21 protein-coding genes, 1 tRNA gene and 2 pseudogenes are annotated in these 24012 nt (G+C 60.4%); 14 read left to right on the forward strand and 10 right to left on the reverse strand.

The genetic code is table 11. The annotated features are described in order from the left end of the window. Nucleotides 1–57: 57 nt before the first annotated feature. Nucleotides 58–423, reverse strand: a complete 366-nt coding sequence (locus QX071_RS01460; protein WP_315702628.1) for a response regulator — start codon at nucleotides 421–423, stop codon at nucleotides 58–60. Nucleotides 424–1150: 727 nt separating this feature from the next. Between QX071_RS01460 and QX071_RS01465 the strand changes: the two genes are divergently transcribed. Next, nucleotides 1151–1828 (forward strand): Crp/Fnr family transcriptional regulator, encoded by a 678-nt coding sequence (locus QX071_RS01465; RefSeq protein ID WP_315702627.1) that lies wholly within the window; start codon nucleotides 1151–1153, stop codon nucleotides 1826–1828. A 219-nt stretch (nucleotides 1829–2047) separates the two neighbouring features. On the opposite strand, the gene QX071_RS01470 is transcribed toward QX071_RS01465, so the two are convergent. Further along, nucleotides 2048–2857 carry a transglutaminase family protein gene (locus tag QX071_RS01470; RefSeq protein WP_315702626.1) on the reverse strand — a complete coding sequence of 270 codons (810 nt, stop codon included), beginning with the start codon at nucleotides 2855–2857 and terminating at the stop codon, nucleotides 2048–2050. Nucleotides 2858–3451: 594 nt separating this feature from the next. Between QX071_RS01470 and QX071_RS33985 the strand changes: the two genes are divergently transcribed. The 7 genes and pseudogenes from QX071_RS33985 to QX071_RS01505 all read left to right on the forward strand — a co-directional run bounded on the left by QX071_RS33985 (nucleotide 3452) and on the right by QX071_RS01505 (nucleotide 9221). Continuing rightward, on the forward strand, nucleotides 3452–3793 hold the full coding sequence (locus tag QX071_RS33985) for a hypothetical protein (RefSeq protein WP_409977463.1): 342 nt from the start codon (nucleotides 3452–3454) through the stop codon (nucleotides 3791–3793). Nucleotides 3794–3963: 170 nt separating this feature from the next. Next, nucleotides 3964–4128, forward strand: coding sequence for a DUF3309 family protein (locus QX071_RS01480; protein WP_315702624.1), 165 nt, complete (start codon nucleotides 3964–3966; stop codon nucleotides 4126–4128). A 185-nt stretch (nucleotides 4129–4313) separates the two neighbouring features. Next, nucleotides 4314–4460: a hypothetical protein gene (locus QX071_RS01485; RefSeq protein WP_315702623.1), complete on the forward strand. Its 147-nt coding sequence runs from the start codon at nucleotides 4314–4316 to the stop codon at nucleotides 4458–4460. Nucleotides 4461–4569: 109 nt separating this feature from the next. Next, on the forward strand, nucleotides 4570–4734 hold the full coding sequence (locus QX071_RS01490; protein WP_315702622.1) for a DUF3309 family protein: 165 nt from the start codon (nucleotides 4570–4572) through the stop codon (nucleotides 4732–4734). A 255-nt stretch (nucleotides 4735–4989) separates the two neighbouring features. Next, nucleotides 4990–5610: pseudogene (locus QX071_RS01495) on the forward strand (exopolysaccharide biosynthesis protein). A 208-nt stretch (nucleotides 5611–5818) separates the two neighbouring features. Next, nucleotides 5819–7090, forward strand: coding sequence for an efflux RND transporter periplasmic adaptor subunit (locus tag QX071_RS01500; RefSeq protein WP_315702621.1), 1272 nt, complete (start codon nucleotides 5819–5821; stop codon nucleotides 7088–7090). Nucleotides 7091–7148: 58 nt separating this feature from the next. Then, nucleotides 7149–9221: an ABC transporter permease gene (locus tag QX071_RS01505; protein WP_315702620.1), complete on the forward strand. Its 2073-nt coding sequence runs from the start codon at nucleotides 7149–7151 to the stop codon at nucleotides 9219–9221. Nucleotides 9222–9393: 172 nt separating this feature from the next. Here QX071_RS01505 and groL read toward each other — a convergent pair whose 3' ends face one another. Both groL and QX071_RS01515 read right to left on the reverse strand, forming a co-directional pair. Next, the gene (gene groL / locus QX071_RS01510) at nucleotides 9394–11034 is read right to left on the reverse strand and encodes a chaperonin GroEL (protein WP_315702619.1); all 1641 of its coding nucleotides are present in this window, start codon (nucleotides 11032–11034) and stop codon (nucleotides 9394–9396) included. A 198-nt stretch (nucleotides 11035–11232) separates the two neighbouring features. Beyond that, a complete protein-coding gene (locus QX071_RS01515) occupies nucleotides 11233–11496 on the reverse strand; it encodes a hypothetical protein (RefSeq protein ID WP_315702618.1) in 264 nt (87 codons plus the stop codon). Nucleotides 11497–11619: 123 nt separating this feature from the next. Between QX071_RS01515 and QX071_RS33990 the strand changes: the two are divergent. Further along, a pseudogene (locus tag QX071_RS33990) lies at nucleotides 11620–12096 on the forward strand (IS701 family transposase); the annotation flags it as partial. A gap of 20 nt (nucleotides 12097–12116) precedes the next feature. Here the strand turns inward: QX071_RS33990 and QX071_RS33995 are convergent. Further along, nucleotides 12117–12386, reverse strand: a complete 270-nt coding sequence (locus QX071_RS33995) for a hypothetical protein (protein WP_315769385.1) — start codon at nucleotides 12384–12386, stop codon at nucleotides 12117–12119. A gap of 754 nt (nucleotides 12387–13140) precedes the next feature. On the opposite strand from QX071_RS33995, the gene QX071_RS01525 reads away from it, so the two are divergent. From QX071_RS01525 to QX071_RS01535, 3 genes are all read left to right on the forward strand, one after another. Then, the gene (locus tag QX071_RS01525) at nucleotides 13141–14505 is read left to right on the forward strand and encodes a trehalose-6-phosphate synthase (protein ID WP_315702616.1); all 1365 of its coding nucleotides are present in this window, start codon (nucleotides 13141–13143) and stop codon (nucleotides 14503–14505) included. 443 nt (nucleotides 14506–14948) lie between these two features. Further along, the gene (locus QX071_RS01530) at nucleotides 14949–15467 is read left to right on the forward strand and encodes an Hsp20/alpha crystallin family protein (protein WP_315702615.1); all 519 of its coding nucleotides are present in this window, start codon (nucleotides 14949–14951) and stop codon (nucleotides 15465–15467) included. Nucleotides 15468–15632: 165 nt separating this feature from the next. Next, nucleotides 15633–15857, forward strand: coding sequence for a hypothetical protein (locus QX071_RS01535; RefSeq protein ID WP_315702614.1), 225 nt, complete (start codon nucleotides 15633–15635; stop codon nucleotides 15855–15857). A 94-nt stretch (nucleotides 15858–15951) separates the two neighbouring features. Here QX071_RS01535 and QX071_RS01540 read toward each other — a convergent pair whose 3' ends face one another. Beyond that, nucleotides 15952–16176 (reverse strand): hypothetical protein, encoded by a 225-nt coding sequence (locus QX071_RS01540; protein WP_315702613.1) that lies wholly within the window; start codon nucleotides 16174–16176, stop codon nucleotides 15952–15954. Between the two features lie 291 nt (nucleotides 16177–16467). Further along, entirely contained in the window at nucleotides 16468–19122 is a 2655-nt protein-coding gene (gene mgtA, locus QX071_RS01545; protein ID WP_409977705.1) for a magnesium-translocating P-type ATPase, read from the reverse strand. A 467-nt stretch (nucleotides 19123–19589) separates the two neighbouring features. Here mgtA and QX071_RS01550 point away from each other — a divergent pair, with 467 nt between their 5' ends. Then, nucleotides 19590–20285: a VIT family protein gene (locus tag QX071_RS01550; RefSeq protein WP_315702611.1), complete on the forward strand. Its 696-nt coding sequence runs from the start codon at nucleotides 19590–19592 to the stop codon at nucleotides 20283–20285. A 267-nt stretch (nucleotides 20286–20552) separates the two neighbouring features. Here the strand turns inward: QX071_RS01550 and QX071_RS01555 are convergent. After that, a tRNA-Ser gene (locus tag QX071_RS01555) sits at nucleotides 20553–20642 on the reverse strand. Nucleotides 20643–20843: 201 nt separating this feature from the next. Between QX071_RS01555 and QX071_RS01560 the strand changes: the two genes are divergently transcribed. Next, complete coding sequence (locus QX071_RS01560) at nucleotides 20844–21191, forward strand: hypothetical protein (protein ID WP_315702610.1); 348 nt, start codon at nucleotides 20844–20846, stop codon at nucleotides 21189–21191. Between the two features lie 102 nt (nucleotides 21192–21293). On the opposite strand, the gene QX071_RS01565 is transcribed toward QX071_RS01560, so the two are convergent. Beyond that, entirely contained in the window at nucleotides 21294–22754 is a 1461-nt protein-coding gene (locus QX071_RS01565; protein WP_315702609.1) for a trehalose-6-phosphate synthase, read from the reverse strand. Nucleotides 22755–23187: 433 nt separating this feature from the next. Further along, a complete protein-coding gene (otsB, locus tag QX071_RS01570) occupies nucleotides 23188–24012 on the reverse strand; it encodes a trehalose-phosphatase (protein ID WP_315702608.1) in 825 nt (274 codons plus the stop codon).

Genomic DNA, 24012 nt, shown 5'->3' on the forward strand with positions numbered 1-24012 from the left:
GCGCAGCCAGCGCGGCATGCGAGTTACGGCTGCGATCCCAGGTCGTCTGGCTCTCATCTAATCCGAGGAGGGCCGCCGTTCCTTGTCCATTTGCCTGACGGCCTCGACGAGGCGGTCGGTTTGGTAGGGCTTGTGCAAGGTGAGACTGCCGGGCACCGGACGAGCCTCGACGGGCGAGAAGCCCGTCGCGTAGATCACCTGGAGCTCGGGATCATGCTCCCGACAGCGTTCGGCGATCTGCCATCCGTCGACGCCACCGGGCAGCCTGATGTCGGTGACCAGAACGTCCGCGATCTGCCTCTTGCACCACGCCAGCGCTTGTTCTCCGTTGGCAGCGTGAATTACCTCATACCCTTCTTCGCGCAGAGCTTCGACCACCAATTCGCGGACCAGCGGATCGTCCTCGACCACAAGTATTCGCACTGCCGGTTCCTCACCACTTTGATCTCTGATGCAAGTCAGCAACGGCCCGCCTGTGAGGAGGTTCCGCGGGGACGCTCGCCGAGCCTTCGAGAGTTGTCAGCTCAGAGACGCCGCAGATACACTTATGTCTTCGCAGTTGCCTCGAGCGGCGCTTTGACGACTATCAGCGACGAGCAGAACGCCGAAGCATTCTCGTGACGCGCATCTCACGCCACCAGGGACACGCCGGCAGCAACGCTTCTCGAACCAGTTCACTTAGATTCAGAGCTCGCCGCTTTCCGAGAAATCAGAGTATAGACCCTCGACGATAGTCATGACTGGCGCGCACCGAGCGTAACGGGCTGACGCCGCTCCAAGACCATAGGATGTCTCCTCAGTTCGGAATCTCCGATTGACTTCCCGTGTCGATCTCTTCGTTGGGTAGACCCGCACCGGTGGTGGATTGATGGCAAGGACTCAGCCCTCGTCCCGTGAGTGGGACTCGCAGCCCGCACGCAAGCGCGATTGCTGCGCTTGAGCACCAAGCGGCGCCGCCCGGCGCGCAGCGAACCGAGGTCGTCAAAAAGGCGGACCTGCCTCCCTAGAACTGTCGACAATCCGGCGGTAATGTCCGCGAAGCGGGGCAAGCCCCCGCAAGCGATCGGCTGGCTGAAGACGCAGTTCGCCGCTCGGTGCGAAACGCTTGGCAGCGGGCCGGAATCAATCGTTCGTTGAGAAGGAGGCTCGCGTGCCGAAGCCGACCAAGGACATGTTCGACCCTAAACAATTTCTCGCCAGGGTGGGCGCGGGCAAGACGATTCTCACGTTTCGCAAGAACCAGCACGTGTTTCAGCAGGGCGACCCTGCGGACTCAGTCTTTTACATTCAAAACGGCAAAGTCAAGCTGACCGTCGTGTCGGAGCAGGGCAAGGAAGCGGTCGTCGCAATTTTGGAGCCTGGTCAGTTCTTTGGCGAGGGATGCATGAACGGTCATCCGTTGCGTATCGCGACGACAACAGCGATGGAAGATTGCGTCATCACGTCGATAACCAAAGAAGCGATGATGGCGGCTATTCGTGACGAGCCGAAATTTTCGCAGCTATTCATGTCATACCTCCTGACCCGGAACAGCCGGATCGAGGAGGACCTGATCGACCAGCTATTCAATTCGAGCGAACGGCGGCTTGCTCGTCTGCTGTTGCTGCTCGCGAATTTCGGCAAGGAAGGCAGCCCGCAGCCGATCAGCGCGAGTATCAGTCAGGAAACATTGGCCGATATGATTGGAACCACGCGATCGCGGGTCAGCTATTTCATGAACAAGTTTCGAAGGCTGGGCCTCATCAGCTATAATGGGCACATTGAGGTCCACAACTCGTTGCTAAGTGCGGTGCTGCACGAGAAGCCTCTGCTCAGAGAGCGCGACTAGAGGACTTTCCCAAGAAACGGCCCCAGAGCGTGGGGGACGCACTGAGACCGTCATTTCCTCGGATGCTTTGGGGGGCGTTTGCATCCGGTCGCCCCTTACCAAGTTACGCCACCGACATTCGTTCCGGCAGAGGCTCAGCTCGCTTTCGTACAGCTAAATCGTTTCCCAAGTCTGGGAGCATTTCTCTTGAAGGCGCCCTCAGACTCAACTGTATGCTGCTTAGGAAGGGATCTCATCGGTCCACACTTTAAAGCTGACCAGGGTATTGGGTCCAAATGTCTGAGTAATAGGGACGTCAGCGGCGTCACGTCCTTGAGCAATCAGTATACGCCCAATCCGGGGGACGTTGTTACGCGGATCGAACGTGTACCAACGCCCGCCAATGTAGGCCTCGAACCATCCCGCGAAATCTCCTGGGGCATATGGGGGAGGCATGCCGATGTCGCCCAAATAGCCGGTGCAGTATCTGGCCGGAATGTTCATGCAGCGACAGAACGTGATGGCCAGATGCGCAAAGTCCCGGCAAACGCCCTTACCCTCCTTGAACACGTCCCGGGCCGTCTTGGTTGCGCGCGCGTGCTCATAGCCGAACTGAATGTGATTGTGGACGAAATCGCAGATCGCCTGAACGCGTGCCCATCCGGGCGGCTCCTTCTCAAAGAGCTTCCACGCGACATCGGACAGCTGGTCGGTTTCGCAATAGCGACTGCCAAGAAGATACACGATCGTCTCTGCCGGCAAGTCCTCAATCGCGTGCTGGGAAGCCGAGGGCACAATGACGTCCGGCAAGCCCGTGTCGCGAATGATACCATCAGCCGCCAGGCGCATTCGACCGGCCGGAGCAACGATGCGACTGCACCAGTTACCGAAGCCATCGCGGTATGGGATGATCGCAACTGAGGGGTCAGTGGTCAGATAATCGGGCACGATGACATCTGAAGCCCGCGTAAAATGGACGCCCAGGACCATGATCATGGGTGTGGGTTGCGGAAAGTCGTAGACCATCTCATAGCCGACCCGAATCTTCACTCGGCGTCCTCCAAAGTTGACTAGACCGCACTGACCTCGTTTATGTTTACGCTATACTTTGCGCCGCGCAAGCTTTGACGGTCGCCGGACGCCTGTGTTCCGGCCACTTCGTTGAGCAATAACTACAAAGGGACCGACACTGTTTTGACGCTCACCGCCTTCTGAACTATGGCGCCAGGTCAGATCCTGGTTCCGCACCGGCCTATTTCAGCAGTAGCCTGACGCTGGGCGGCCTGATCATGGTGGCGGGCGCGTTCACCCAGGTACAATTGGCGTTGCTATAGCTCGTCGATAATTTCTCACGGCTCGTCGACCGGCGGGCGGCAGTCCGCCCGGCGCAGCTCTCGCGAGGCGCTCGACAATCTCCCTGCGATCGAACAAGGCGCAGAAGAAATCAAACGCGCCCTACACCCGGACGGACATATCGTCATCGATGATGCGACGGTCAGCATCACCCCGGGCGAGCGCGTACTAATTGTCGGCGACACCGGAAAAGGGGGATCGACGCTGTTCCGCGACGCCTTTCCCGAAGCGAATGTTCGCCAGGCGCTCGAGCGCTGCGATCTCGGCAGCCTGATCGCCAAGCTCGATCTGGTGGAGCGCTGGGACAAGGAGCTTTCGCTCGGCGAGCAGGAGCGCCTCGCGTTTGCGCGCCTTCTGCTGCACAAGCCGGGATGGGTCTTTCTCGACGAAGCAACAGCCGCGCTCGACGAAGACAGCCAGCGCCGCGTCATGGCTCTGTTCGATGACGAGCTGAAGCAGACCACGGTGCTGAGCATTGGTCACCGGCCGGACCTTGCCGTCTATCACACCCGAACGCTTCAGCTCGTTCACGGACGCGACGGCGACCGCCTCAAGCTCAAGCCGCCCCCTGCGCCGCCTCCGCCTCGGCGCTGGCTGCAACGGCTGGACGACTGGCTGCTAACTATTCGATGATAATGCGGGGTGCCGTTTCGAACCATCTACATCCTTGATTTGAGTCAACTGGACTTTACTATCTTTGTTACAAGATTGAGTTCCTTCTTGAGAACCCACTTGAGATCCGCTGGCTAAGTAATCTTCGAGACAATGACGTCGCGACCAAACTGCAAGGGGGAGATACCGAAATGTCGATTTGGACCATCGTTCTGATCATTCTGGTGATCGCGCTGCTGGGCGGCTTTAGCGGCATCGGTGGCGGTCCGTTTTACGGTACTGGCTACTACGGCGGTGGCGGTCTCGGCCTCGTGATCGTCATCCTGCTGATATTGGTCTTGCTTGGCAAACTTTGACCAGGCGGTGGCGGCCGGCAGATGATGAGCCGGCCTGAAATGCCGCTAATTCCACGAGAATTGCGTTAAGAATGCTTCCGCCACTTCTGTTCGTCAATGGCGGTGAAGTTCGTTGAACTGGATTGGTCAGACCCAGGCAAGTCGAAGCACACAATTCAAAACACACAATTCGGGATTCCCGGAAAATGTCTCGCAATATGCTCTACTTGGTCATCGGCGGTCTCGCTGTCGTCGCCATGATCCTAGGCTATCAAGTCTACCGGGAGCGACAGAAAATCACCGGCGTCGAAATCAGCATTGGCGAGCGCGGCATTTCAATCGAGAAGAAGTAGCAGCTCTTTCCCACTGATACGGCGACAGTCGTCGCCGGAAGCTCGAAAGCACTAAGCTCGATCCACCGAAAGTTCCTATATCACCAAGACCCAGCAAAGGAATCAGACAATGTCGATCGGACTTATCCTCATCATTATCCTCATCATTTTCCTGCTTGGGGGCTTCAGTGGCCGATTTGGCGGCTACGGTTACGGCTACGGCCACGGCGGCATGGGTGTCATCGGGATCATCCTGGTTATCCTTGTCGTATTGCTGCTGCTGGGCCGGCTCTGATCCCGTCGCGGCCGACTGCGTCGACCAGACACGCCGTCCCAAAAGGTCCTATCACCAGCGTGCCGGATCCCCGACCCGGCACGCTGTCGTGGCCTTCCAGTTTGCAATTACTTCGTGTGAGGGCTCGGCGTAGAGCGCTGATTTGATTTTCTGAGCAGCCGCGAGCTGCGAGCACGGCATTCTCGCCGTGGCATCGCTAATCGGCCAAAAGGGAGCCGCTCGAAGAGATAGCCGTTCGATCAACTGGAGATCCGGATGCGCCATCCGAAGCCGACACCAGCCGCGGATGAAGAGGTGTTTGCGCCGGCGTCGGTCCTGCTGCAGCGGCTGCACGACGAGGCGCCGACAGATCACTTTACTTTGGGCTGGCTGATGGGCCGCCTGCACGAGCGCTCCTTCGGCCTCATCATGCTGCTGCTCGCCGTGGTCGCCATCACGCCGGGCGTCTCGATCGTAGCCGGCCTGCTACTTATGATTCCCGCGTTCCAGATGATCGCGGGGCGGGACATGCCGATGTTCCCACGCCGCATCGCTGCCCGTCCGTTACCGACCCGGCACCTTGCCGCTCTGGTGCAACGAGCTGTGCCCGTGCTGAGGTATCTCGAGAAACTCATCCATCCGCGCTAGCCGACTCCGTTCGATACGACCAAGCGTGTCGTTGGCGCCGTCGTCGTGCTGCTGAACATCACCCTGGTCTTCACTCCGGTGCCTCTGAGCAATGTCGTGCCCGCCCTCGTCATCGCGCTGACCTATCTCGAGGAAGATGGACTCCTGCTCTCGATAGCGCTGCCGGTCGGCGTCGTCGTGGTGGCGGTCGAGTTGGCGGCTGTCTGGGAGACCATCCTCGGTGCGAAATCGATCTTCGGCCTGTGGTAAATCACGGGGACGACCGGCCAAGGAGCGGAGCTATGCCCTTCCCAATACCCAGCAACGGTAAGGTGCGTCCCGCAGCGGCGACCGGAGGCAGCAGAAGCGCGGCCCCGGGCAGGCTCCGAACCGAATAGCTTGATCCCAATCAACAATTCGGCCCCGTGGCAGCCTATGGTGGCAACAGCTCTAATCCGACGCCTGGAGCCGAAGCGAAATGAACACGCAGCGCGGCACTGGTGCTGCGGCCGAAAGCAGGGAAGCTCTGCCCTATGTACCGCTTCCATCGGCTGGACGCGCGGTCAGCGCGCCGGCCGTACAGCCGCGATTTGCGACGCGGCGCTGGGTTCTCGTCGGGGTCGTAACGCTGCTTCTCGCGACATCCTTGGGCATCTGGTGGTCGTTCAGCGGCAACGCTACGGTTGGTTACGAGACGGCGCCTGTCACCATCGGCAACGTTGCACGCGACATCAACGCCACGGGCTCGGTCAACCCGGAATTGACGATCATTGTCGGAACCTACGTATCCGGCGTCATCCAGGAATTGACCTGCGATTACAATACAGAGGTCAAGCGAGGACAGACCTGCGCCAAGATCGATCCACGCCCTTATCAGAGCGTCGTCGATCAAGCGAAGGCCAGTCTCGCCATTGCAAAAGCGCAGCTGGAAAAGGACAAGGCATCGCTCACCTATGCCAAGGCCAACGTCGGGCGCCTCGCCATTCTCGTCAAGACAAGGGCCGCGTCGGAGGACGCCTACGACAATGCGAGGAACGTGTACGATCAGGCTCTGGCGCAAATCACATTCGACGAAGCCACCATCCAGCAGCGCCAGGCCGTGCTCGACGCGGCACAGGTCAATCTCGACTACACCAACATCATCTCGCCAGTCGATGGCACGGTCGTTTCGCGCGCCGTCACCATGGGACAGACCGTCGCAGCAAGTTTCCAGACTCCCACCTTGTTCCTGATCGCGACCGACCTCACCAGGATGCAGGTGGACGCCAATGTCAGCGAAAGCGATATTGGCGGCATCAAGAACGGCGACAAGGCGACGTTCACCGTCGACGCATATCCCAAACGGTTGTTCGACGGAACCGTAACTCAGGTCCGCCAATCCCCGCAAACCGTGCAGAATGTCATCACGTACGATGTCGTCGTCAGCGTCAACAATCCTGATCTGGCGCTCAAGCCGGGCCTGACGGCGGCGACGCGGATCATCGTCGATCAGCGGAGCAACGTACTCCGTGTTCCGAACCAGGCATTACGCTATGTCCCGACCGGCACAGTCCTTGGCGACACGAAGCAAGCGCGCGTTTGGGTGCTCCGGGACGGATCGCCGGTGCCGGTGCCGGTTACGGTCGGGCTCGACGACGACGAGTTCACGGAGATCGTGCACGGCGACCTGAAAGTCGAAGACAGGGTGATTGTCGCGGAGCAGCGGAATTCGGCGAAAGCGCGCTCCCGCGTGCCACCACCACGACTCTAGTTGCAACAGCCGCAACGATTGAAGGCACATGGCGGAGCCGGTCATCAGGATTGAAGGGGTGTCGCGGACATATCATGTCGGCGACATAGATGTTCGCGCGCTTTCGGGCGTAAGCCTGACTGTCGAACGCGGCGAGTTCATCGCCATCATGGGCGCGTCCGGATCGGGCAAGTCGACGCTGATGTCGATCCTTGGATGCCTCGACCGGCCTACGGGCGGTCATTACTGGTTCGACGGCATCGACGTCGCACAGCTTGCGGAACCGGATCTTGCCGGCCTTCGCAGCGAGCGGCTTGGGTTCGTATTCCAGAGCTTCAATCTCTTGCCACGCACCAGCGCCATCGACAATGTCGCCTTGCCGCTCTTGTATGCGATGTCGGGCCAGAGCCATGCGCGCGCACGCTTCGAGCGGGCTCGCGCAGTTCTGGACAAGCTTGGGCTGCGCGATCGGGAACGCAACACGCCAGGCCAGCTGTCAGGCGGCCAGCAGCAGCGGGTTGCAATCGCCCGGGCCCTCATCAATCAGCCGAGCCTGCTGCTGGCGGACGAGCCGACCGGCAATCTCGATACACGCAACTCCAACGAGATTATGCAGACGCTCAGCTCGCTCAACCGCGAACAGGGCGTCACCATCATCGTGGTGACCCACGAGCCTGACGTCGCGGCCTTTGCGGATCGCGTGCTGACCATGCGCGACGGCCAGATCATCTCGGATGTGAAGAAGACGGAGCTCGCCAAGGCACCCGAGCCGGCGGGAGAGGCCGCGGGCAAATTGGTCCAGTTCAGAGAACCGCCGATCTATGTTGGAATGTCGGGCGCGTCATGGCCCTTTGCCTGGATGGTGATGACGGCGGCCGCCGAGGCGATCTGGCGCAACAAAATGCGTTCAGCGCTGACGATGCTCGGGGTCTTCATCGGCGTCGCCGCATTGATCGTCATGGTGTCGGTCGGCCAGGGAGCGAACGAGGCGGTCCGAAAAGAGATCGCAAGGCTCGGGACCAACCTCGTGGTTATCCTGCCGGGCGCCGCCACGAGCGGGGGTGCTCGGGGCGGCTCCGGAAGCGCTTCGACACTTACCGTTGCCGACGTGCGAGCAATCCGACAGGAAGCGCCTGCTGCCGGGGCTGTAAGCTATCTCATCCGCCAGTCGGGGCTGATCCGCTTTGCGAACCAGAACTGGACCACCGGCATCCAGGGCGTGAGCCCCAATTATCCTCCGATGACGAACTGGCAGATCGCCGCAGGGCGGGCAATCACTCCGGAGGATGAGCGAAGCTCGGCGCTGGTTGCGGTCCTCGGCGAGACCGTGCGCCGGCAACTCTTCGGCACCTTTCAGAACCCGATTGGCGCCATGGTGCAGGTGAAAGGTGTGTCGTTGCGGGTGGTCGGAATTCTCGACTCCAAGGGACAGACATCCTTTGGACAGGACCAGGACGATCTAATCATGGTTCCGTTCACGACGGCCGAGCGCAAGATTATCGGCGTTGCGTCGCCAAGCCAGCAGCAAACCGCGATCAACTGGATTTATCCGACGCCGCCGAATCCGTACGGGCTTCAACCGCGCATGACCGGGTTCGTAAATCAGATTTACGTGCAGGCGTTGGATCCGACCGGCGTCAAGGCGGCGATCGACCAGGCCACTGAAATCCTGGCGCGGCGTCACCACATCAGGCCAGGCACCATCAACGATTTTTCCGTGAGAAACCTCAGTCAGATCGCAGAGACCGCCGAAGGCAGCAGCCGCATCATGGCGCTGCTCCTGGCCGCGGTGGCGTCCATCTCGCTTGTGGTCGGCGGCATCGGCATCATGAATATCCTGCTGGTCTCGGTGACGGAACGAACGCGGGAGATCGGACTACGGATGGCGATTGGCGCCCGAAGATTGCACGTCCTGCTGCAGTTCCTTGCCGAGGCGATCTTCATCAGCGTCAGCGGCGGCATCGTGGGAATTGTCATCGGCGCGGCGTTGTCCGTCGCCATCTCCGCCCTCACGGGCTGGCCGGCGCCGATATCTCTGGCCGCGATTGCCGGCGGGTTCCTGTTCTCGGCAGCCGTTGGCATATTCTTCGGCTACTACCCCGCGCGAAAGGCCGCTCGGCTCGATCCTATCGAAGCGCTGCGCTACGAGTAGGCCGCTCAACTTTGACGCAACCTTCGTAAGACGGGATCCGCTTGAGCCGCTTACCCGCGCGGAAACGGCGAGAGTTCATCACGCGTCCCAGCGTTCGCCTTTTTTGCCGGCTCCTGCAAAAAAGACCCGGCATTTCTGCGGGCCTTCTTGTTGAGCGTTAAACGGGTTGGACTTAAAAATCCATACCACCCATGCCGCCGCCTTGAGGCATCGCGGCTCCACCGGCGTTCTTCTTCGGCAGCTCGGCGACCATCGCTTCGGTCGTGATCAGCAGAGCCGCAACAGAAGCCGCGTTCTGAATCGCCACACGAACGACCTTGGTCGGGTCGATGATGCCCTTGGTGACGAGGTTGCCGTACTCGCCGGACTGGGAATCAAAGCCGTAGCCGTACTGGTCCTTCTCCAGGACCTTGCCGACGATGACGGAGCCATCCTCGCCCGCGTTGATCGCGATCTGGCGCGCCGGATAGGATAGCGCCTTGCGCACGATCTCGACGCCGGTCTTCTGGTCATCGTTCTTGGTGCGAAGTCCCTTGAGATGCTCGGAAGCACGCAGCAGGGCGACGCCGCCGCCCGGCAGGATGCCTTCCTCAACGGCCGCGCGGGTTGCATGCATCGCGTCGTCAACGCGATCCTTGCGCTCCTTCACCTCGACCTCGGTCGCGCCGCCGACGCGGATCACCGCGACGCCGCCCGCGAGCTTGGCCAGACGCTCCTGCAACTTCTCACGGTCGTAGTCCGAGGTGGTCTCCTCGATCTGCGCCTTGATCTGCTGAACGCGCGCCTCGATGTCGGCCTTCTTGCCGCCGCCGCTGACGATGGTGGTGTTCTCCTTGTCGATCATCACCTTCTTGGCGCGGCCAAGCATGTTCAGCGTCACGTTTTCGAGCTTGATGCCGAGATCTTCCGAGATCGCCTGGCCGCCGGTCAGGATCGCGATGTCCTGCAGCATGGCCTTGCGGCGATCGCCGAAGCCCGGAGCCTTGACGGCCGCGACCTTCAGACCGCCGCGTAGGCGGTTGACGACCAGGGTGGCCAGCGCCTCGCCCTCGACGTCCTCGGCGACGATCACGAGCGGCTTGCCGCTCTGGACCACGGCCTCGAGCAGCGGCAGCAGTTCGTTCAGCGACGACAGCTTCTTCTCGTTGATCAGGATGTAGGCATCGTCCATCTCGACGCGCATCTTGTCGGCGTTGGTGACGAAGTAGGGCGAGATGTAGCCGCGGTCGAACTGCATCCCTTCGACGATCTCGAGTTCGGTCTCGAGCGATTTGGCTTCCTCGACGGTGATGACACCCTCGTTGCCGACCTTCTTCATGGCGTCGGCGAGGAACTTACCGATCTCAGCGTCGCCATTGGCCGAGATGGTGCCGACCTGGGCGATCTCCTCATTCGAGGTGACCTTCTTGGAGTTCTTCACGAGATCGGCCACCACGGCTTCCACCGCGAGGTCGATGCCTCGCTTCAGGTCCATCGGGTTCATGCCGGCGGCAACCGCCTTGGCGCCCTCGCGCACGATCGCAGCGGCGAGCACGGTCGCCGTGGTGGTGCCGTCGCCGGCTGCATCCGCCGACTTGGAGGCAACTTCCCGCACCATCTGGGCGCCCATGTTCTCGAACTTGTCGTCGAGCTCGATCTCCTTGGCGACGGTGACGCCGTCCTTGGTGATGCGCGGGGCGCCGAACGACTTGTCGAGGACGACGTTGCGGCCCTTCGGACCGAGCGTGACTTTGACCGCATTGTTGAGAATTTCGACACCGCGCAACAGCCTGTCGCGCGCATCGACGCCGAACTTGACTTCCTTGGCCGACATAATGATCTCCGTTTTCAACCGTAAAATCCGAAAGACCGCGCGACTTAGCCAGCTCCCTAGGCACGTGATTTCAACTTGCGCGCCTTATCCTTCTTCGAGATGCCGGCTGCTTAGGATAAGGAAAACAGGCAGACCGGCGCTTAGGCGACCTTCTTCTTGGCGACGGGCAGCTCAGCGGAGCTTGTCGAGATCGAGTGGTCACTCACGAGCTGCGTCAATGCGCTGAGCGTCAGCCAAATCGGCCGGGCTGATCGAAATCATCTCCATCGTTGAAGTTCGCGGCGGCGCCGCCGGCACCATGATCATAGTGGCAACCCGGCGAAACGACGCGAACGACAATCCTTCGATCATCTCCTCATCGGTGATGATCTCGTAGGTACCCGGAGGCAGGAGGCGGTCGATTCCCTTGATCCGAAAGGGATGTTTGAAGGTTACTACTTCGCGTCGGGAGCGCATGGTCATGACCGGCTATCCTTCAGAAACAGCCTTGCATCGGCGCTATCGTGAAGCAATCCGTTTACCGTGCTCTTTGTGCCCAGCTTGGCGATCTCTTTATCAGGAGATGGCTGCGAAGTCACCAAATTCAGGGCAATCGCGGATTTGTTGTCGATGCCGGCGCACGAGATGCTTGCTAGCGCCAAATGGAGAAATGCGAACTGGCGATCGGCGAGCGCCGCGACTGTGGAAGACGAAATGTTATCTCGCAAATCTACCAGTAGAGATAGACCTGTGGCGGTTGGCTGCAACCGTCAAGGCGAGATGGATCTGCGGGCAAGCACGTCTCCAGTTGAAAGAGAAATTGGGTCTCGATCCCTTCAAGGGACTGTCCTGGCACGGGACTGTCCTGGCACGGTCTTCGCCGTCACGCTGTTATGACGATCATTGCTCGCACCTTCTTGCAGCACTGCCGTGTTGCCAAAACGGGCCGGAAAAGCGCATCGACAGCCCCCTCGAGCCGCAGCCTGCCGGTGCGGTCCGCCGCCGTCGCGCGCTCATTCTTCGGCTATCAGGTTCGCGATACCCATACTGCAGAAGACGGGTCAGCAAAAAGCAACGGCGTGAACAACTCTGCCAAGCTCGTGTTAGCGCGAGGCACCTTTATGATCGTGCAGGAAACGGGCGATCTGCGTCTTCAACACGGCGGCATCACGCGATTTGCCTGAGGCCGCGTGCTCAAAAAGTCTGCGCTGGACATCAGTAGGCAGATCATTCCATTCGCTGACAAGGGCAGTACCCAGACATTCCAGGACTCTGCGCTCCACGTCCCGCAACTCGCCGGCTTCATAGGGTAACGGCCACGCCACCTCCTGCGCTCCGCCTTCCTCGTCCCAACGGTCGAGCGCGGTTGCCATTGCTTCCCCTGACGTTGGCCTTCGACCTTTTTTGACCATTCTATATAATCGCACATATCGGTATTAAGCGCCATACGCTCGATCGCGGGTCGATCCGAGGCCCGATCGTTCCAGTACGAGAATGCCGCGGCCGCGGAACTCGGTAGTTCGCCGGTCGGCTATTGCAACGCGGCGTAAAGGCTCAAGGCTCATAATGGATGTAATCGTTACACCTGCAAAAGGAGACACGGTTTGGCAGCTGACGGACCTGCTCGGCCGCTCGATGGGCCGCATCACGACAAGCGCTCCCGGTCAGTTCATGATCCATCCGGAGGGCCACGCTTTGGAAACTATGGCCGGCATACAGCAAGGGCCGCACGCCTCGCTCGATGCCGCACTGGCTGAGATCGAAAGGCACACCCGGGGCCCCTGCCGTCGAAATCCTGGCGAAGATCCGTCTTAGGCGGCGCCTAACAATCCAGCTTGGTCGGCAGAGTATCCTATACTTACTGCGAGAAGATCTATATGTCTTACAGGTAACGCCTTGATCTTGCCGCTCAATATCCATGCGTTCCGTCCGACCTCAAGCACCCGGATTGCCTGATGACGGGCCCTTCGGTTCCAATAGAGGGACGTGCGGATATTCGCGTGAGGACCGAGGCGAATATGGGCTCCGGCGGATGTCACCGCTCGATCATTTGCGTTGCCGTGTTCGCCGAGATCCTTTGGCGACGGCTCGGCTCGACGCAACCATGACAGTGCGGAGGGAACCGGCTTGAGCCGCTTGGTCATCGTCTCCAACCGTGTCGCCTTGCCGGGAGAAGGTGCGCAGCGCAGCGGCGGGCTCGTGACCGGCCTCGTCGACGCTCTGCATCAGGCTGGAGGCTTATGGTTTGGGTGGAGTGGCAAGCTAGGAGAAACAACGAAAGAGCCGAACGTTTTTGAGACCGAGGGGGTGACGTACGCCACCGTCGATCTTACCCGCGCGGACCATGACGGCTACTACAGCGGCTTCTCCAACGCGGCGCTGTGGCCCTTATTCCACTATCGGCTTGACCTCATGAACTTTACCCGCCGGGACTTGGCCGCCTATCGGCGGGTGAATGCCCTGCTCGCCGATATCCTCGCACCCTTGCTCTGGCCGAGTGACCTCATCTGGGTTCATGACTACCACCTGATCCCCATGGCCGAGGAGCTTCGCCGCGCCGGGGCCACACAGCGGATCGGGTTTTTCTTGCATACGCCGTTTCCGTCCTTGGGCGTGTTGGCGGCCCTTCCCCACTATGGCGACCTGCTGAAATCACTGTGCGCTTACGATCTCGTCGGCTTCCAGACGGTGGAGGATTTGACCGCCTTCCATGACGCCATTGTTCGCTGCGCAGGAGGCAAGGTTTCGTCCGATGGCCGCGTTCAGGCTTTCGATCGCGTTCTCCGCGCCGGCGCGTTCCCGATTGGCATCGATACCGAAGCCATCGCCGAAATGGCCAGCCGCGCTGCGAAATCCCGCACGGCACACCGGCTGCAGGAGAGTCTCCGGGGACGCCAGCTCATCATCGGGGTGGACCGGCTCGACTACAGTAAGGGACTGGAACACCGGTTCAAAGCATTCGCCGGGTTTCTCGACGCCTATCCCGAGTACCGCAACCACGTCCGATTCCTGCAGATCGCCACCGCGACACGCAGCGACGTTCCTGAATACCGTGAGCTGCGGCAGAGGCTCGGTGCGCTGGCGGGCGACGTGGCCGGTCGCTTCGCGGAACTCGATTGGGCACCGATCCAGTATTTGAACAGGAGCTTTTCCCAGCGCTCGCTCGCTGGCTTCTTTCGGCTCAGCCGCGTTGGTCTTGTCACTCCATTGCGCGACGGAATGAACTTGGTTGCCAAGGAGTACGTCGCTGCACAGGACCCTGACGACCCCGGCGTGCTCATTCTCTCGCCCTTCGCGGGCGCCGCCTATGAACTCGACACTGCCGTGATCGCCAACCCGTACGACCCCGACGCCGTCGCCGAAGCATTGCAGACAGCGCTGGGGATGCCACTTGAGGAGCGGCGTGAGCGTTGGGGAGCCATGATGGCGGTACTGCGCCGCAATAGCATTACGGCGTGGCGCGAGAGTTTCCTGGGGGCACTCGGCCGCTAACTCCGATGCCATTCGACAGGAAAGGGGCATCTGTGTAGCGGCCGCGACCGGTCTGCTTCGAGCATCGTATTCCTTCTCGTAGCGTCTATCAGGCGCGCGATTTTCTCTCCTGCTCTATCGTCAAGCTTGTCAATCGTCGCCCCTCCGCGACCGCTCTTGGCGAGATTGGGATCGGCAACCGTTACGGTTGAATATGCGCGGCGTCTGCGCTCAATCGTCACAAACAATGCGCTCGGCCCACCAGCTTTCGGCGAGCGATGCAAGCTCATCGAGCATGCTCGCTCCTTAGGTCAGCCTCGCTGACATGCTCTCTGCGCTTGCGGCTTCGGCATCGTGACCGGCGTTCCGCCTTCAAATAACTCAGCCATTTCTTGCGCTACATCAACGCCGGCGCGATCGCGTAGAGCACCATTTTCGCGTTCTTCAATCAGTGGAGAGAGCAGATGAGCGTTCCGAGATTGTGGACCACCAGCCAGGAGCCTGCATTCGCCCCCTTCCGGGCCATGCGGCGTGAGGTAGAAAACGCCCTTCGCGCTTTCGATCAGGGTTCGTCCTCTCCCAGTATTGGGGCAGGCGCGCCGCCAATCAATGTGGCTGAAACCAAGGATGCGTTCGAAGTGACCGCCGAACTTCCCGGCGTGGACGAGAAAGATATCAAGGTCAGCCTGGACGGCAACCAGCTGGTCATCTCCGGCGAGAAGAAGGCGGAGAGCATGAGGGATGAAAAGGACTGGCATGTCGAGGAGCGCAGCTACGGTTCCTTCTATCGATCGATGTCTCTGCCTTTCGAGCCGGAAGAGGGAGCCGTCGAAGCTCATTTCGACAAGGGCGTGCTGCATCTCGCTATCAAGAAGCCAGCCAAAGCCGTGAAGACCACCAAGACGATCGACATCAAGACAGGCGCTCCACCGAGCGCGAGTCCAGTATCGAATAAGGCCGCTGCGCCGGGCAAGGCTGCCTAGTCCTGCACCGCAGTCGTAACAAGCCGGAGATCCGAACCGAGAAAGCCGGTTGCGGTCTCCGGGCTTTGTGATCCCACTTTCCTGCCGTGACGAGATGTCGCCGCCGATGAACTGTCGCCCCGAAAGAGCCGCCCGTTACGGTTCTGCGATACGATGAGGGTTCCGATGAAGAAGCCAGTTCACTCAGTTGACGAACCTGAGCAGAAAGTACGACGTGCCGACAGGCCGCCGACGGAAGGATTCGTGGTCATTGTCGACGGGCACTTCAAGTCGGAGTTTGGCACAGTCGAAGCTGCGGAATCATCGGCCCGCAAACTTAAATCGAGCTATCCGATGCTCAAGATCGAGATTTATGACACCGTCACGAAGGCCAGAACCTTATTGGACTAAGATACCCAACTGTCGCACCGTTCTGATCGGGAGCGGCAAGTGGCTTAGAAAATAGTTGTATTCCCTCTGCGAGACCGGCTGCAGCTGTGAGGCGTCACGTCAGGCTTTGCTTCTCCCTAACAATTTCCGCCAACAGCTTGTGTACTCGCTCATCGTGAAATGCGATTCCGAAAAGAGCCAGAACAACTTGACCGGGCGGAAGCTCCTCATCGCCCCTTGCCTGGCGGATGAACATTTCCATTTCACCATTCTCGCGAACGACGATAGCCGCGTCGTTGGCGCGGAGATCAATGCGGGTTGGCCGCTTTAGTCCGAACATTTTCAACTCCTGTTGCGCTTTCGCGAGATAACACAACTCACAATTCGTGGAAAGAATACCGGAGAAGTCACTCCTGATTGATCCCCGGCCGGGCCTACACCCAGTCAACGCAAACACGCTCCTAGCGGGCGACTCCGTGGCGATATCGATGCTTTCGAAAGAGAGGCTTCATGATGGGGAGGATTGAACCGCGCCAACTTACGGGTTCACCGGATGGGTTGCATATCGTCCGGCAACGTCTTTCGCGAGGCGGGCGAAGGGTGCGTCTTGAGATTACGAAGCCAGCCGAATTCAACTCAACCCGAACCGTCGAACGAACCACGTCTTCACGACGTGCGTCAGGATGACATAGCTTGGAAGAATAAGCCCGAGCGCGATCCAGTAGGTCGGTGGTAGCGGGACGAAACCCAAAAAGCTTGCAAGCCAGGAGTATGGGAGAGCGACCCCAATGACGGCAATGATCAGTGTTGTCGTAATGAGCGCCGTGCTGGCTCGACTCTGGAAAAACGGAATCTTGGCCGTGCGAATAATGTGGATGATCAAGGTCTGCGTAAGCAGGGATTCGACGAACCAGCCCGTCTGGAACAATGCCGGGTTATTCCACGCATTGAAGACGTAGAGCATCGTAAAATAAGTGACATAATCGAAGATCGAGCTGATCGGACCGATGAACAGCACGAACTTCGTGATGTTGCCGATGTCCCATCGCCGCGGCACCGCCACAAATTCCGGATCGACGTTGTCCGTTGGGATCGCGGTCTGCGAAACGTCGTAAAGCAGGTTGTTGGTAAGCACCTGAATCGCCGTCATCGGCAGAAACGACAGGAAGATACTGGCTCCTAGCACGCTGAACATATTACCAAAATTTGAGCTCGCCCCCATCTTGATATACTTGGTAATGTTGCCGAACACCTTACGTCCCTCGATGACGCCGTCGCCGAGCACCGCCAGGCTCTTCTCGAGCAATATGATATCCGCGGATTCCTTGGCGATGTCGACGGCGCTGTCGACGGATATGCCGACGTCTGCAGTCTTCAGCGCAGGCCCATCGTTGATGCCGTCCCCCAGGAAGCCGACGACGTGCCCCTTGCGGTGAAGTGCATCGATGATGGCGGCCTTCTGCGACGGCGACACCTTGGCGAACACCGTCGTGGTCTCCGCCAGGTTCGCCAACTCTTCCGGCGACAGCGCCGACATCTCGCTGCCGAGAACGATCCGGTCCACGGAAAGACCAACATCATGACAGATCTTGCGCGTGACGATGTCGTTGTCCCCTGTCAGGATCTTCACTTGCACACCGCCAGCCTGTAGCGCAGCAATTGCGGGGGCGCATGTCTCCTTCGGAGGGTCAAGGAATGCGATGTAACCGAGCAAGGTGAGATCGGCCTCATCAGCGACAGAGTACGCCGCCTGAGTTGCCGGCATCTCCTTGGTGGCGACGGCGATGACCCGAAATCCGTCCGCGTTGAGCTTTGCAGTCGTTTCTTTCGCGGAGGCCAGATGGCTCTCATCGAGGAGGCCGGTCTCGTCGCCAATCACGTAGTGCCTGCAAACCGCGACGACTTCTTCGACGGCACCTTTACAGATAAGGACATGAACCCCGTCGTCGCGCCCAAGAACGACGGACATCCTCCGCCTCTCGAAGTCGAATGGTATTTCGTCGATTTCGCGGAACCGCTCCCGAACCTTTAGGCCACCTTCGAGATCGCCGTGCTTCAGGACCGCGACGTCGAGCAGATTCTTGAGGCCGGATTGGTAATAACTATTCAGATAGGCGTACTCAAGCACGCTGTCCGAATCGGCGCCCCTGATATCAAGATGACGCTTGAGGATAATCAGGTCCTGAGTGAGTGTGCCGGTCTTGTCCGTGCACAAGACGTCCATGGCCCCGAAATTCTGGATTGCATTGAGACGCTTAACAATGACCTTCTTTCGGGACATTGCCATCGCACCCTTTGCCAGATTGACCGTCACGATCATCGGCAGCATTTCAGGCGTTAGACCTACCGCTACGGCGACCGCAAACAACAGCGCTTCGAGCCAATTGCCCTTGGTCACGCCATTGATCACAAAGACAAGCGGCGCCATCACGAGAATGAACCCCAGCATCAACCAGGTAAATCGACTGATGCCCTTGTCGAAGCTTGTCAGCTCCCGCGTCTCGGCGATTGCCTTTGCTACGATGCCGAAAGCAGTTCGCGGGCCGGTCAGCACCACGACGCCGCAGCCGATTCCGCTGACCACAGCGCTACCCATAAAGCAGATATTGGGGAGATCAAATGGCGTCTCAGCCGTGCCTTCATGAGCCGCCGCAAATTTCTCAAGCGGCATCGCCTCGCCAGTGAGGGTCGATTGGTTGATGAAGAGATCCTTGGCCGAAATCAGCCTGAGGTCGGCGGGGATCATGTCGCCAGCAGACAGCAGAACGATGTCGCCAGGCACAAGTTGATCGATCGGAACATCGACGTGGTCAGCACTCCCCTGTCGGCGCACAGAAGTGGTTATCGACACCATCTTCTGTAATTCGTCGGCAGCATTGTTCGACCGATACTCTTGAAGGAAGCCTAGGGCGATGCTCAGGACAACCATGATAGCGATCATCACCGCTGCATGCTGATCGCCGAGGAAATAGGACGCCGTCGCCAACGATAACAGAAGGATATTCAACGGATTGATCGAGCGCACAGCAAGCTCGCCGAGAACCGTATGACGCGCTTGTCGAGCGATCCGATTGAGCCCGACCGCGCGGAGCTGCTCCTCGACCTGGCCAGGCGCGAGGCCCGCCGTCGTGCTGGACAACCGCTGCAAGGCCTCGTCGGGCGAAAGACGAGCGACTTCGGCCAGAGCTTTTCCGCTCTGGGCAGATCCTTCGGGCGTGCTCGACGGCGACGGCACAGGGACCAAGGCAGTCGCAATCGCTATGGGATCCCGCTCGTTCAAGAACATATCTCCTGCACCGAAGGGATCCGCTTGGACCAATGAAAGGATCTGCTCGGGCGAGTACGCGCATTCTCCCGAGTGCATCGGACCAATGTTCGCTACGACAAGAAGCGACTAATTACGAAGGATATCGGCTGACGATGAGTGAACTTTGATGAGGATCAAAGGCTTCTCGTTCCGCACATCGAAGGCGGCTGCCGCGTCTGGATATTCTTCAAGAAGCCGCAAACGTTTGCCACCGCGCCGTCGGAACAATCAAGAACCGGGTGAGCCGCGCTCACTCCCGGCTTTCGCAACTCTTGCGGCTCGGCAACACCCCGCTTCAGCACACCGATCAGTAGCGGGACGAGCGGTGCGTGCTTGATCCTTATCAACATGAACATGTACTGTGATGCCAATCATTTTGTGCAACTATCGGCACCCGCGCGAAATGGACGCCAAATACCTTCTGCTCGTCTTCCGGGAGCGACATAATGAGCCGCCTGCACTTGGAGAGTCACGCCGTCGAACGCATTGGCTGGCTCAGAGCCGCGGTTCTCGGCGCGAACGATGGAATCATCTCAACGGCCAGTTTGGTGTTGGGCGTCGCATCGGCCGCTGCTTCGCGAAGCGACATACTGCTGACGGGGATCGCCGGCCTGGTCGCCGGCGCGATGTCGATGGCCGCCGGCGAATACGTATCGGTGAGTTCGCAATTGGATACGGAGCACGCCGACATCGCGCGGGAAACCCGGGAGCTTTCGACCGATCAAGCCTTCGAGATGGAGGAACTCGCGCAGATTTACGTCTCGCGCGGACTCGAGATCGATCTTGCGCGGGAAGTTGCGAAGCAGTTGATGGCAAAAGATGCGCTGGGCGCGCATGCGCGGGACGAACTCGGGATTTCGGCGATCACGACGGCGCGCCCCATTCAGGCCGCGCTTGCCTCCGCCAGCACGTTTTCGGTGGGGGCCGCGGCGCCTCTGCTCCTGGTCACGGCCTCGCCAGTGAACGCACTCATTCCCGTCGTTTCGGTGGGCTCGCTGATGTTCCTTGCGGTTCTTGGTGCTATCGGTGCAAAGGCCGGTGGCGCAGGTTTGCTCAAACCGACGCTGCGGGTGACGTTCTGGGGCGCATTTGCAATGGGTCTAACCGCTGGTATCGGCGCAATGTTTGGCAAGGCCATCTGATCGGCCCACATCGACCGAGCGGCTATTGGATAGCTCCGGCTGCCAGCACTCTGATCGCGCAGGTTGTTCGATTCGCTCGCCGCAATAGCCAATTCTGCGACACGCACGGAGTTCGACCTGGACCAACCAACGATTCTATGCGGGCCATCTCGTTGGCGCGAAGGGCAAGCTCGGCTCCCGACCGAATTTCAGAATGTCACACTCGGCTCCCGACACGTCCAGCCCGGGGACCGAAAAGCGAAATTTGCAATATTTTTCAATGTCAGATGGCGGAGAGAGTGGGATTCGAACCCACGGTACGGTTTCCCGCACACACGCTTTCCAAGCGTGCGCCTTAAGCCACTCGGCCATCTCTCCGGGCGCCCTCTCTTGGCGGGGCGCACGGCCTTTTGCAAGCCATCAAGCGGGTCTGCCGGCAAAAAATTCGGCAAACCTTTGGTGAATCGAGCCATTCCGGGGGCAGCGCCCGAGGGCGGAGGCGATTTCAAAGGGGGGATGAACCCCGAATCGGCCCGGCGAGACCATTGATGACGCCCCCTCACGCCCGGAGATCAACGGATGACCACTGCCCACCCGTTCCGCCCCCTCACCTTGGCCGTGCTGCTGCTGAGCCTGTCGGCCGGGCTGACCACAGCCCGCGCCGACCAATGCACCCGGCAGGGGGTGGACGTGACCTGCAACGATGGCCGCAAAGGCATCTGGCAGGGCGACGCCATCCTGTGGCCGGACGGCACCCACTCCCGGCTGAAAGGGCACGACAGCGTCATCGTCGGCAACAAGGCGTCGGTGGTGGTCGGGCCGGGCGTGTTCGTCGGCCAGGGCAAGGGCATGGTGCCGATGGAAAACCCGAGCGCGCCGAACAAGCTGCGCTGCGCCGTGCTGGACGGCGTGTCGTACTGCAATTGACTGCCATCGAGCGAAAGACGATGGAGCCTCATGGTTCTCCCGGCGATGCGAAGCATCGTCCGGAGGCGGCGCGTCCGCGCCTGCTCGCCATGACAGTCCAACTCAGTGATAGCGCGCGCCCGAGGACGACGCCCGCCGCGCCCAGAAACCGGGCGGCGTGGCCGGCAGCGGCTCGATCTCGGCCTGCTCGACATCGGTGGCCTGCAGCGCACCGAGAAAATCCGCGAGCCATTGCTGGATCGAGTGCCGATGCAGCTTCGTCATCATCGCTTCGTAGCGCGCACAGCGCTCGGCGAGCGGCATTGCGAGCGCCTTTGCGATGGTCCGCGCCATGTCGTCGATGTCGTGCGGATTGACCAGGAGCGCGGCGTCGAGCTCATTGGCGGCGCCGGCGAACTGCGACAGCACCAGCACGCCCGGGTCGTTCGGGCTTTGCGCCGCGACATATTCCTTGGCGACCAGGTTCATGCCGTCATAGAGCGGCGTCACGACGCCGACCCGGGCCGTGCGATACAGCCCCGCCAGCACGCTCTGGCCATAGCCCTTGTTGAGATAGCGGATCGGGGTCCAGTCGACCTCGCCATGGCGGCCATTGACCTCGCTGACGAGTCGCGCGACTTCGTTCTGCAGCTGGCCGTAGGCCTCGATCGATTCGCGCGAGGGCGTCGCGATCTGCAACAGCGACACCGAGCGCAACAGGTTCGGATGCAGGCTCCACATCCGATCGAATGCGCCGATGCGGTTGACGAGGCCCTTGGAATAATCGAGCCGATCGACGCCGATCGCCAGCTTCTCGCCCTGCAGGCTGCGGCGCAACCGCGAGACATCCGGGTGCGACACCGCCTTGGCGGCGGCCTGCGCGAATTTGTCGGCATCGATGCCGATCGGGAACACGGCGAGGCGCGTCCGGCCATGGCGTGACTGCACCACGCCGCTCTTCACCTTCAGGCCGAGATGTGAGCGGATGCAGGCGATGAAATTCTCGCAATCGTCTTGGGTCTGGAACCCGATCAGGTCATAAGCGAGCATCGCCTCCAGCAGCTCGGCATGGTGCGGCACGCCGTCGACGACGCTGCGCGCCGGCCACGGCGTGTGCAGGAAGAAGCCGATCGGGCTCTTCACGCCGAGCACGCGCAGCTCGGCGCCGAGCGACAGGAAGTGATAGTCCTGGATCCAGAACGCGGTATCGGGCTTATGGAAGCGCAGCAGGGAGCGCGCGACGAAGGCGTTGACCTCGCGATAGGACTCGTAATCGTCGTGGGACACGCGGATCAGGTCGCTGCGCGAATGCAGCGCCGGCCATAGCGCGGAATTGGCGAAGCCTTCGTAATAGCCGGCATAATGTGCGGCGGGCAGATCCAGTAGAGCCAACGCGCCCGCGCCCAGCGGCTCGATCTCCACAATCGGTTCCAATTGCGCCCCGTCGCGCACGCGTCCCGAAGAACCGACCCAGATAGCACCGGATTTCTCGACTACCGGCAGCAACGCTGCTGCCAGTCCGCCAGTCATCGGCTCGTTGGCTTTGCCACGTGCCACCCGATTCGAAACCACGACGAGGTTCACAGGTCCCCTCCTGTTGTCCACGGTCCAGTGCGGCGAAATGAAGTTCCGATCTGTCCACGTCGGCAAGTCAATGGAACTCCATAGTCAAGGCTGCACCAGATCCTTGGTCTGCCAGTGCCATTCACGTCCGAAGTCCGCAAACGGGCATAGCGCGATGGTCATGCGAGCCTCGGAAGCGTAGCCTTGGTTAACAGACGTTCATCAATATGGTTCCTCGACACCCTTTCAACCAAATGAAACCAAATTCAGGCGGTGGCGGGGTGTTATCGAAGCAGAGGCAAATTCAAGAGCGATTCAAAGCAATTGAAAGTCGGTCGCGTGTTCGCCGCAGAATCTGCACAGCTCCCGATGGAACCGGCGCAGGATTCCACACCGGGCTCCCGCTGCGCTCCTCACTCTTCTAATAAGATCAGCACCGACCGCCAGCCGACGTCTAGGAATCGCGACGTGCCAGTTCACCCAGGAACGTCCGGACATCATGCGGCGTGCCGAATTCACCATGGACGCCGCGCGCCGGGCGACCGACCGAGAACGACAGGCCATCGAAGTCCGGCATGATTGCGAACACGGTCTCGTCGGTGACGTCGTCGCCGATGAATAACGGCCTGCGACCCTTGAACGGCGAATGCGTCATCAGTTCGCGCACGCCGCTCGCCTTGGTGAAGCCGGCATGCTTGATCTCGCAGACGCATTTGCCCGGCAGGATCTCGATCGGCGCCTCCGGCAGATCGGCACGTATCCGAGATACGGACTCATAGATCGCCTGCTCTGCCTGCGGCGCCAGCCGATAATGCAGCGCCAGTGAATAACCCTTGTCTTCGAGCAGAATGCCGGGGCTGAGCTTGGCGATCGCGGCGAGGCGCCGCTTCAGCTCCTTGTCCAGCGGCGGCGCCTGCACCGCATCAGCCTCGCTGTCGATCGCAAGCCGCATCTCGGCGCCGTGACCGCCGACCGCCGGAAAGACCTGCGGGGCGAAGATCAGATCGATATCGTTCAACGAGCGGCCGCTGACCAGCGCGAGCGCGCCCGCCGTGCGCCGATGCAGCGTGTTCAAGGTCTCGGTAAGGCCCGGCGGCACCCAGACCTCGCGCGGCGTCGCGGCGAGGTCGAGCAGCGTGCCGTCGATATCGAGCAGGATCGCGATGTCGTCGAACCGCGGCACCAGGCTGGTCGGGGTTGATCGGGCCGTGTCGGCTGGCTTGCCAGGATCGTCTTGCAATGGCAGCTCCGGGAAATCGGTGGTGTCAGCCATGATCAT

The organism is Bradyrhizobium sp. SZCCHNS1022, assembly GCF_032484835.1.
GTDB lineage: Bacteria > Pseudomonadota > Alphaproteobacteria > Rhizobiales > Xanthobacteraceae > Bradyrhizobium.